9 protein-coding genes are annotated in these 10,633 nt (G+C 53.2%); 2 read left to right on the top strand and 7 right to left on the bottom strand.

The genetic code is table 11. From position 1 onward, the window contains the following. Position 1: 1 nt before the first annotated feature. The 7 genes from ACLBLI_RS04340 to ACLBLI_RS04310 form a co-directional block, all read right to left on the bottom strand. A complete protein-coding gene (locus ACLBLI_RS04340) occupies positions 2-538 on the bottom strand; it encodes a hypothetical protein (protein ID WP_414829934.1) in 537 nt (178 codons plus the stop codon). A gap of 64 nt (positions 539-602) precedes the next feature. Beyond that, positions 603-1,739, bottom strand: coding sequence for a DUF3570 domain-containing protein (locus ACLBLI_RS04335; RefSeq protein WP_414829933.1), 1,137 nt, complete (start codon positions 1,737-1,739; stop codon positions 603-605). Continuing rightward, positions 1,726-1,965 carry a DUF4266 domain-containing protein gene (locus ACLBLI_RS04330; protein ID WP_414829932.1) on the bottom strand — a complete coding sequence of 80 codons (240 nt, stop codon included), beginning with the start codon at positions 1,963-1,965 and terminating at the stop codon, positions 1,726-1,728. Before ACLBLI_RS04330 ends, ACLBLI_RS04335 begins: the two co-directional genes overlap by 14 nt. Before the next feature lie 4 nt (positions 1,966-1,969). Beyond that, a complete protein-coding gene (locus ACLBLI_RS04325) occupies positions 1,970-2,485 on the bottom strand; it encodes a peroxiredoxin family protein (RefSeq protein ID WP_414829931.1) in 516 nt (171 codons plus the stop codon). 15 nt (positions 2,486-2,500) lie between these two features. Then, positions 2,501-3,142 (bottom strand): outer membrane beta-barrel domain-containing protein, encoded by a 642-nt coding sequence (locus ACLBLI_RS04320; RefSeq protein WP_414829930.1) that lies wholly within the window; start codon positions 3,140-3,142, stop codon positions 2,501-2,503. After that, positions 3,112-3,843 carry an outer membrane beta-barrel protein gene (locus ACLBLI_RS04315; RefSeq protein ID WP_414829929.1) on the bottom strand — a complete coding sequence of 244 codons (732 nt, stop codon included), beginning with the start codon at positions 3,841-3,843 and terminating at the stop codon, positions 3,112-3,114. The genes ACLBLI_RS04320 and ACLBLI_RS04315 overlap by 31 nt, the downstream gene beginning before the upstream one ends. Positions 3,844-3,846: 3 nt before the next feature. Next, on the bottom strand, positions 3,847-6,558 hold the full coding sequence (locus ACLBLI_RS04310; protein WP_414829928.1) for a hypothetical protein: 2,712 nt from the start codon (positions 6,556-6,558) through the stop codon (positions 3,847-3,849). Positions 6,559-6,979: 421 nt separating this feature from the next. On the opposite strand from ACLBLI_RS04310, the gene ACLBLI_RS04305 reads away from it, so the two are divergent. Beyond that, complete coding sequence (locus tag ACLBLI_RS04305) at positions 6,980-8,122, top strand: hypothetical protein (RefSeq protein ID WP_414830900.1); 1,143 nt, start codon at positions 6,980-6,982, stop codon at positions 8,120-8,122. A gap of 2 nt (positions 8,123-8,124) precedes the next feature. Beyond that, positions 8,125-10,602, top strand: coding sequence for a LamG domain-containing protein (locus tag ACLBLI_RS04300; RefSeq protein WP_414829927.1), 2,478 nt, complete (start codon positions 8,125-8,127; stop codon positions 10,600-10,602). Positions 10,603-10,633: the final 31 nt, after the last annotated feature.

Below are 10,633 nucleotides of genomic sequence, written 5' to 3'. Positions count from 1 at the left end.
CTTAAAGCACTGTTGCAGTAAATTCAGGTTGCTGTTTCGACGCTTCGTCGCGGATCCGTAATTCCAGCGCGGCAGGCTTGCCTGACTTTTCGAATGTCAGCGAGACAGCCCGTTTATAAGCCCGACCTTCTGGCCCATAGCCAACGAAAAAGGCGGTGAGTTCATGCTCTCCCTGATTCACATTGCCAACGAACAGACGCTGGATACCACCACGATGCAGCGCGTCAATCTGACGATCGGTATACAGGTAGTGCGTGACTTCTTCATCGTCAATTTTCAGCTCAACGGCATCCAGGGAAAAGTAAGCTCCGGTATCGACCGAAAGATACACAGCGACCTGTGTACTGGATGGGAAAAGCAGATCCTGTTCAAGAATAAACAGATCGCGGTTGAGATTAATTAAGGCTTTTTTTAAGTCCTCAATGTCTGACTCGAGTGTTCCTGGTGCTGAGGTGGCATCCTCCTGTGCCAGTGACACGTTACCCGCGCTCATGCAAAGCAGTGTCGCTGTAGCCAGAGTGGCTAACCATTTTTTCATGTAGCGTTCTCCCTTAAACGTGCTCGCTTTTCACCACAGCCTGTGACTGTAGCGAACGCACGCCTTAATACCAAACCGACAAATAAAGACGAATCACGTTAGCGCTGAAACCAAAAAGCGCTTCTTCGCCGACCGGCGCGTCGTCAGTGACATCACGAAAGTTATCATAATCAAACTTCATGTAGTCATATTCAAGGTTTACTGAGCTTTTTTCTACTATTCTTTGTGAAGAAAACTGCCACTCATACGTGACTTTAAAGCCAGTGGAAACACTTTGATATGTGCTCAGTTCCTTATCGCGCGCCATGAAATTGTATTCATCGGGGCGCGAGAAAAGATCCTGATAGAAGTCAGCCTGATCCTGTTGGTAATACCGTACATGAAAATCGAGGATCCAGTCATCCCCAAATGTGTGTATATAACCAAATTTTGCATTCCCTGCCTCTATGCCCCAGGTATCGGTATAGTAGCGCATGTCTGAGTACAGGCTGGCACGGTATGGCAGATAGTAGTTGGCATTGACGGAAAAGGCATTGCTCACGCGGGTTTGCGGGTAAACTTCGGTCATAAACGAAAAGCCTCTGGCACTGTCCGCGTCACGATACCGTATCGCCCGGTAAGGATTATTCAGGTAGCCCTCATCTGATACGTTTTCGGCATTTATGCCGACAATCAGGTTTTTGGTAAGTACCTGCGTCAGTCCTACACCAAGTTTCTGTCGCTGCGCTTCTTCTGCAAATGACGCATCACCACGGCGGCCTACGTCATCCTCTCCGCGGGAATAGCTCATCGACAGTGTGGTCAGATCGCCAAAAAAGTCCTGACTGACGCCGAAATACACTGAATTAGCCTCGAAGTCATTTTCGCTGGAGTTGGTGTAACTCATCGCCATAGAGGTTTTATTGTGAACATAATCCACACCGACGGAGGTTTCTGTGCGCTCTTCCTTATAGGGGCTGGCAGTGGCGCGTACATCGATTGACGCGCCGGATATTGTATCGACATAATAATTGGCCGAGAACGACCAGTTGTTGCCCGCCTTTTTACGCAGCAAAATCGAGGGGCCGTCGATAGACACGCCATCACCGCTGTAGCTGTGATACATGGCATCTGCCCGGTCGGCCGGTAACACTGCTGCAAGTGCGCCTGCACTTACGAACGGCAGAGCCAATAACGCCAGCAGGCGTTTAGTTACACCCACAACCGCCTCCGGCACCGCCATCCGCGCCCCGTGCCCCTTCTCTGGCTTCATGCACGTGCTTGGTATACGCCAGCGCTACCGGATTGCGGTTTGCGCTCATGATCGGGTCAGCCAGATTGCTGCGCTCATAAGGTTTTACCCAGGGTTCAATATCTGTAAGCGTCGATGCACATCCACTTAGCAGCGTCCCTGTGAGAATGATCGTAATATGCCATGCGCGTTTCATTACGTTACTCTCTTAGTAAGCGATGCAGCGCTTCTTCATACTTGGCTTCATCGCCGGATTTGTATCCCTTATGCATCAGGCGGGCAACCCCGTTACGATCGATCATTACCGTGGTAGGCATGGCGGATACATCATACAACTCACTGACTTCACCATCAGGGTCATACAGCACCGGGAAGGATACGGAAAGATCTTCCAGCAGTTTGTTCGCCTTCTCAGACTCATCGTCCACGTTAACGGCGTACACCGTAACTCCCAAATCAGCGTAACTCTGATACAACGCTTCAAATTCAGGCAGTTCTTCACGACACGGCCCACACCAGGACGCCCAGAAATTTACAATAACGATATTACCGCGCTCTTCACTCAGACGAAGGTTGTCGCCGGAGCGGCTTTTTAGCGTAAAGTCAGGTGCTTCTGTTGAAACAGTTGCGGCCTGTGTCACGGTAGTTGTCAGTCCGAGTAGCACCATGACAAGGATGCCCAGTGCAGAAAAACTTTTTAATGGATGGATTTTCATAACCATTACCTCTGTTTAGAAAAAGAACGTGGCACCCAGCGTATACTGCAGATTGTGGGTGTCTTTTTTCTCGCCAGTCAGTTGTGAACTGAATATGCGGTCACGAACATCAAGCCGCAGCGCAATGTGATCGGTAATCAACACCCGATACCCTGCGCCGAGGCTTAACGTAAATTTGTTGTCGCCACCAAATGAGGTACTGCCGCCTCCCAGTGTCAGATAAAAGTCGGTGTTAAAGGTGGTGCCATCAGTGAAAAAAATTTCGCCGTTGAAGTTGTAACCCACCGACAAATCGTAAAACTGATAATCGCGCTCATCCTCAGTCAAAAGAGGCGCTCCGCCTGACAGGTTCTCAAAGCTGGTTTTTCCCGCTTCAGCCATCCCGCCCTGCACTTCTACAAACAGGTTTTCTGTAACGTGGTAACCGATTGTCAGTCCATACACAGCACTGGAGGAGAAATCTTCAATGCTGACCATTCCGGCAAAGGCGCCGAATTCAAAGTCGTTGCTGTTAATATCAGCTTCAGTTACCACATCACGCTTAAGCTCAGGCTCAATAAGTACATCATTGCTCTGCGCGTTGACTAACGTGCTGAAAACCACCCCGGAGGCCAGCAGGCCACCGGTTAAAAAAAGACGGAAAAGCCGAGTTGCCACTGGTTTAACTCCTCAAATGCATCGCGCTCTGTCAGCGCTGTCAGGCGCTTGTATTCCAGGCGCACACTAAATTGTTTGATCAGGTAATATCTGACGCCCACGCCCACTTCCAGCAGATCGTTTGTGCGGGTTTGAGCGCCACTTTGCACCAGCGTAGCCGTAGGCGTGGTTTGGATCTGACCGGCGCCCAGTGTGAAGTAAGGCGACAGACGCCATTGTGGAAAGGCAGTGTGTTGCAAACGCACCAACCACAACCGGTTCTCAGAAAACTCACCCAGAGCCTGCGTCAGGCTGGCTTCTGCGGCAATGTTCGGGGTTATTATCCAGGCAGTATTTACTGAAAGTGCATTGGTATTGTCGATGCGACCAGCAAACACCGAAAACTCGAACAGTCGCTGCTGAAATGCATCGAAGTCTTTATCGTCAATTGGGAACGTTTTATCGTCCTGCAAAATGGTTTTGGCCAGCGCACTCCCCGGGATCCAACCCTCTATGCCTCTGGCAGTGCGGACCTTGTACCAGCCGGTATGCGAAGACATCACGGTAATGGCTTCCCCTCTCTCAACCGCATGAAAAGCGGGATACTCGCTTGCCGGACCGGTGTGCATATCGGCGTAGGGTTCAACCACCTTCACCTGCACTTCTGCTGCGATTGCAACGCTGCTTATCAGAAGTGCCAGAGCTAGCGAAATCAAACGCATGCGCTACTCCTGTACCGCATCAAAAGGATTGTTGTAGTACTGCGCGCCCATATCCAGCCACTCTGCCAGCAGCTTGCGTTCAGCAGCTGACAACCAGCCAGCGTGAGCCCCGTTTTCCAGCACCTGAAACAAGGCTGTACTTGCCTGTGCGCTCCCTGCACGCGCCGTTGCAGCAACCGGTACCGGCGCGGTCACCGGGATAGGATTGCCGTCGGCATCCAGAATGAGCTCGCCGTCTTCATCCCGCTCGTAAACGATATTGCCACTCTCATCGACCACGATTTCCTGCACATCCCGCAAAATGCCCTCTACGACTTCCTGAGCGTTATCGGCAAACAACAGTTCACGATAGCTGACAGTATGATTAGGGTTATCCGGCGACGGGTTCGCAGTCAAATCCAGCTGCGCAGCGGGTACCTGCGCCTCGCTGTCGCTGTTCATTGGCCCATGGCAAGACACACAGGTACGTACTTCGGTCACGTTCCCAAGCTCATCCGTGATATCGCGCTCAGCCTCAAACAGAGGCTGTATATGGTCGGGAAAATTAATAACGCTTCGGCACAATGCCGTCCAGTTTTGGGCACACCCCTGCGTTACCGGTAATTCGGTTTGTAAATCTGCATAAGTCACCGTGAAAGACACCGCTGGTGTGTCGGTTTGGGGGTTTGTCCAGACGTCTTCAAATACCATATCGGCACTGGCCTGATGCGCACCTAATACGCGGCGACGGGTTTGCGCCATGGTTTCGCCCATATCCGCGAAGAGCGCTGGGTTAGCGCCGGGAAACCCGCTTCCGGTAGAGGCTGCACCGGCATTGATGGACGCGTACTCTGCGTCGGGACGACCATGCGGAGCGGTGCTGTCGGCAGTATGGCAGCCATGACAGGTTTTTACCTCTCCGGCGGCCACCTGTAACCAGTTATCATGCCGCCCGGTAACGCGCTTCCCGGCCTCATCAGTAAAGCTGAACGAGAGGGGAATATTCGCTGGCACGTCCACCATTACCGACCCGTCCGGCTCTACTTCGGCATAACCGATAATTTCCCGCATACCAAGACGTCGGTTCGGGCCAAACGCATCGTTGTCTAACTCCAGCACGTCATCATCGGGCTGCGATACGCCTTTTTCTATGCGGATAAAGCGTACCGGACGTTGTTGCGGCGTGGTTTGTGCCGGATTGGCAGTAGCGCTTAATCCAAACGGACTTGCGTCTTCGCCACCAAAGTCATATACGCTGCGAACATGCAGCGTTCCACGTTGTTGTTGCGCCAGCTCGTCATCATAGTTTTCAGGCCCGGTAAAATCGTCAGGGAACGGGCGGCTTTCCATTGACACGAATTCGGTCATCGCAACGCCTTCTTCAGGCGTAACAATCACCTGCTGCGTCTGGGTTTGCGGATCGTACATCCACAATCCATAGAGCGCCGGTGCCGCTTCGACATTGTCATCTGCCAGTCTTTCTTCGGTACACGGAAGGATTTGTCGGGCGCTGTCATCTTCGGTTTCAGGGCCCAGTACCCGGCACTGACTCCACGAAAACAGCTGACGACCACTGCCATCCCACAACGGGTAAACAGAAGCCACGATGCCGCCGGGAGAAATGGGCAATGAGGTGTCGATATTGTCAAACAAAGCAGGCGTCTGCGCCGGTCCGCTCAGGCTGTCAGAGGAAGCTACCGGCGTCGTGTTGTCGATAAAATTTTCGGTATCCAGTAACGCGAAATTGCCACCCAACGTGTCACGCTGGTAAGGTCTGACGGCTACCAAAATTTGTCCGTCGGGAGTCAGACGGCTTTGCACGAACTGTTTCGTCTCACCGTTTACATTGTGGCTGTGACGTCCGTAGACAATAGCCAGTCCGCTGCCATCGGGGTTCACGCGATAAAGATGCATGCCTTTGTCGCCACCAGCCTGATCCCATCGAGAAAATAAGATAGTGCCATCCGGCTGAACCTGAGGATCGATATCGTGACTCTGGTTAAACGAAATCTGCGTGATATCGGTGCCATTCGCATCCATCACATGCAGCACTGAGGCATGGGTGCGTCGACTTTCTTCCAGCCCGGCGTACTGCGGCTTACCTTCATCCAGCAAGATCGCCTGATTGGTACGCTGTCGGGTAGAGCTAAATACAATACGGCCATCCGGCAGATAGGTCGGCGCAGTGTCCTGGCCGGCTTCGGCGACAATATCCGACTCAATAATGCGCCGCAGCGTGTCAGTTGTGCGGTCATATTCCCAGATATTCCAGGTGGGTTGCTCATCGTCGTCGGCGCTCTCGATTTCCGGTGCGCGCATGGCAAAAATAAGCCGTGTGCCGTCGAAGGATACATCAATGTCTTTTACATCGTACATCGGCGGCACATCTGACTCAGGATCGGTGACAAATGCCTGATCGGTGATATTTCTGGCCTGCGCACTTACCGCCGCACGGGGTTTGATATACAGCGCTGCGCCGGGAACGAACTGGGACGGTTCGCGAAGATCGCTGCCTATCGGCTCGCCATCTTCATCCACGGGCAGTACCCGTGCAACGTAAGCCACCGGGATATCGACAACAACAGGATCGGGCGTTTCGCTTGACGTTGTCACAACCGATTCACCACAGCCGCCTAACAACAGTATGCCAGTGAGGCCTGCAAGCCTGAAACTACGTGCGACAGACACCGACGCCAGCGCAGTGATTCGGTGAGTAATTGTAGTGAAATATGTCATGGCCTTCGCGATACAACTCCCAATATCGGGAGTGTAAGCATTTCACTGACGCTACCTGTGAACAATGACCTCATTCATAAATGGGAATGTGGTTTGATACCTATATGCCGAAAGTCGGAAATATGCGCGCACAGTGAATACGGGCTTATAAATTCCCTGGCGGATAACTCCTGACTTTGTTAAATCAGTAAGTTAGCAAGTGATGACCACCGTATACTGGCTTGCAAAGTTATAGATTTACATATGTAAGCGTGTGCAGCGCTATTTATACCTAACGTCGTCACTGCTTTTATTATGCACAGATTGAGAAATACCGGAGCCATCTGTGCTTATCGATTCATCCCACCATACATCACGACCGCTCGGCTGGCTGCTGCCAGTCGCCGTAGTTTGCTTAGCGCTGCTGTTGACGCTTCCGGTAATGGCTGGCCCGCGCGAACAGGCAGCACGCATGCACAACAGGCTCGCTGGTGTTCCCGCCAGCGATAGCGTGCTGGACGACATGGCTTCGCACATTACTGCCGGCGATGATTTCAGCGCCGCCATGATAGCGATGGATAACCCGGCCTTTTATAACGTTACGCTGAAACACTGGGTAACCCCCTGGACTAACGAGGCGTTTGATGTGTACGCTCCGCTGAACGATTATACGGCCACCGTCATCGGCCTTATCCGGGACGATGCAGATTTTCGTGACGTGCTGAGTGCTGATGTACTGTATGTCGGCGATGCGTCATTAAACCTGCCCGCTTACAGCACAACCAATAATCATCATTATGCGGCGATGGAAGAAAACGTGGTGGATCTTCAGGCGCATCTTCAACAGAGCACGCAGTCAGCAGAAACCGGACTTCCTGCCGACGCGACAGCAGGCGTGTTGACGACACGGGCCGCGGCAAAAGCCTTTTTTAAAGACGGCACCAACCGCGCCATGTTTCGCTTTACACTGATTAATCATCTTTGTACCGACCTTGAAGGCGTGGCCGATATTACCCGCTCCCCGGATCGCGTCCGCCAGGACGTCAGCCGCAGTCCCGGCGGTGACAGCCGCCTGTTTCACAATAATTGTGTAGGCTGCCACTCAGGCATGGATCCGCTGGCACAGGCCTTTGCCTATTACAATTACGAGTACGACGCCGACAGCGACCCTGACGGTGAACAAGGCGCACTGGTTTATAACCGCAACGGCATGACGGATCCGGACACCGGACTTCGGGTGCAGGCAAAATACTGGATAAACAGCAACAACTTCGTGCACGGCTACATTACCGAGGATGATGCCTGGGAAAACTACTGGCGAGAAGGTTACAACCAGCATCTGGGCTGGGACCCTGCCTTACCGGGTCAGGGCAATGGTGCCAAAAGCATGGGCCGTGAGCTGGCGCACAGTGAAAAGTTCGCCACCTGTCAGGTCACCAAAGTGTTTGAAGAAGTGTGCCTGCGCAAACCGCAGGACGCGGCTGACAGAAGCCAGATTGCTGCAATGACGTCGGCGTTTGCCAGCGATGGCTACCGCATGAAGCCGGTATTTGCCGGTGCCGCCAGCTATTGTAAAGGAGAGTGAGCATGTTGCGACCAAAAGTTCTGTTGCGTCCGGCATGGGTGCTGTCCCTTACCGCTATTCTCGCAGCTTGTGGCGGAGGTGATACTCAGGTCACCGAAAACCCGTTACCTCCACCGGCAGAGCAACCGGTGGTGAACTATTCGGGCCCGGCCCCTGCAACCGATGACATCCGGCACTTTAAAGAGGCGCTGTGGGACAACATTGCCACCGAAGACCGTTGCGGCGCGTGTCACATCCAGGGGCAACAATCACCAACATTCGCACGCAATGATGATATTAATCAGGCGTATACTGATATTAATGGCCTGGTAAATCTGGCGAGACCCGGCGATTCCGCTCTGGTCACCAAAGTGGCAGGTGGTCACAACTGCTGGCTGTCCAGCGACAGTGCCTGTGAAGACATAATGGCAACCTGGATTGGCAACTGGGCCTCGCTTGCCAACGCACAGGACACGTCAACCGATATTGAATTGCAGGCACCTGTCTCGCGGGCTCCTGGCAGCACCCGCAACTTTCCTGCGTCGTCAGATCTGTTTGCCGATACCGTCTATCCGGTACTAAACACCTACTGTGCAGACTGCCATACCAGCTCTGCCACTATTCCCATTTCCCCTTATTTCGCCTCTGCGGATGTGCTGGAGGCTTACGAGGCCGCCAAAGACCGCCTAAACCTTGACGATCCGGCATCGTCACGGGTGGTGGTGCGGTTACGCGAGCAATTCCACAATTGCTGGAGTGACTGCGACGACGACGCGGCTACGCTCTCTGCCGCCATCAGCGACATGGCAGCAGAGATAGCACTGACCGAACTGGACCCGCAACTGGTACATTCAGACGCGCTGTCGCTGTACGAAGGCGTGCTGGCCAGCGGTGGCGGCCGCTTCGATTCCAACGCTATTGCAAAATGGGAGTTTAAGACAGGAAGCGGCAATCAGGCTTTTGATACCAGTGGTGTCGACCCGGCGCTGGATTTGACCTTAAGTGGTGAGTACAACTGGGTGGGAGGCTACGGTATTCAGCTGGGTAACGGCAAAGCGCAGGGAACCACGACGGCGTCGCGAAAACTCTATGAGCTTATTGTCGGCACCGGCGAGTTCGCCATCGAAGCGTGGGTAGCACCGGCAAACGTCACTCAGAAAGGGCCTGCCCGTATTGTCAGTTATTCTGGCGGCCGGGATCGCCGTAATTTTACGCTGGGCCAGACCTTATACAACTATGACGTAATGCTGCGCACTGAAAATACCGACGTTAACGGCGAGCCGATACTGTCCACCGATGATGACGCGGAAGTATTGCAGGCGTCCCTGCAGCACGTTGTGATCAACTACAGCGCAACGGATGGCAGACAAATTTATGTTAATGGTGAATATACCGGTGATATTGATGACACCGCCCCAGGCAGCCTGCTGGACTGGGATGACAGCTTTGCGTTTGTGCTCGGCAATGAAGTATCAGGCGATCGCCCGTGGGCTGGCACGCTTCGCATGGTGGCAATCCACAACCGGCCGTTAAATGAACAGGCCATTGCCGGAAACTTTGCCGCCGGTGTCGGACAAAAATATTTTCTGCTGTTCGGCATCAGCGACATCATCGATATTCCGCAAAGCTACGTGATGTTTGAAGTCAGTCAGTACGACAGTTACAGCTACCTGTTTACCGAGCCTCATTTTATCTCGCTGCAATCCGGTGTGGCCACGGATATCGATGGTGTAACCTTTGAGGGTATGCGGATTGGCATCAACGGGCGTGAATCGTTCGCCGGTCAGGTCTACAGCACGTTAGCGACAACCGTAACGGCAGCAGAATATGATGAACAAAACGGGGCCAGACTGTCACGTCAGGGCACCATTATTCCGCTGGAAAAAGGCCCTGAGAGCGACGAGTTTTTCCTGACCTTCGAGCGCCTGGGTGACGCTGAACATGTTCGCGTTGAACCCACGCCCTCAGCACCTGCCGCTCCACAGGATCTGACGCCTCAGAGTGAAATAGGCGTGCGTAACTTTGGCGAAATCAATGCCAGTATGGCGGCGCTAACCGGTGTGCCGGTCAGCAACACCTCGGTCAATCAGGCGTTTGTATCGCTACAGCAGCAGTTGCCTTCGGTGACCGATATCGAAAGCTATGTCGCCGCAAATCAGATGGCTGTGACGCAACTGGCTATCAGGTATTGCGACACTCTGGTAGAAGATAGCAGCCTGCGCCAGCAGTTTTTTCCAGACTTCGACTTCAGTCAGCCAGCATCCGTTGCATTTAGTGGTGAGGCCAGTGCCAATATCATCACACCGCTTTTAGACAACATGCTGAAAACGGCTATCGCCACTCAGGCCAGCCGCGATGACGTTGGCGATGAGCTTGCTACTCTGATCAGCGGACTTTCAGCCTGCAACGGCACGGCAAGTTGCGACGCCGCTTATACCCGCACCATTACCAAAGCCAGTTGCGCTGCCGTTTTAGGCAGTGCAGTAATGCTTATCCAATAGGAGTCATCATGGCACGCTTATCGTCACATTA

Origin of the sequence: Alteromonas sp. H39 (genome assembly GCF_047556435.1) — a bacterium.
Lineage (GTDB): Bacteria > Pseudomonadota > Gammaproteobacteria > Enterobacterales > Alteromonadaceae > Alteromonas.
Note: the sequence above shows the minus strand (reverse complement) of the source record. Positions and strands in the feature narration are given on the sequence as shown.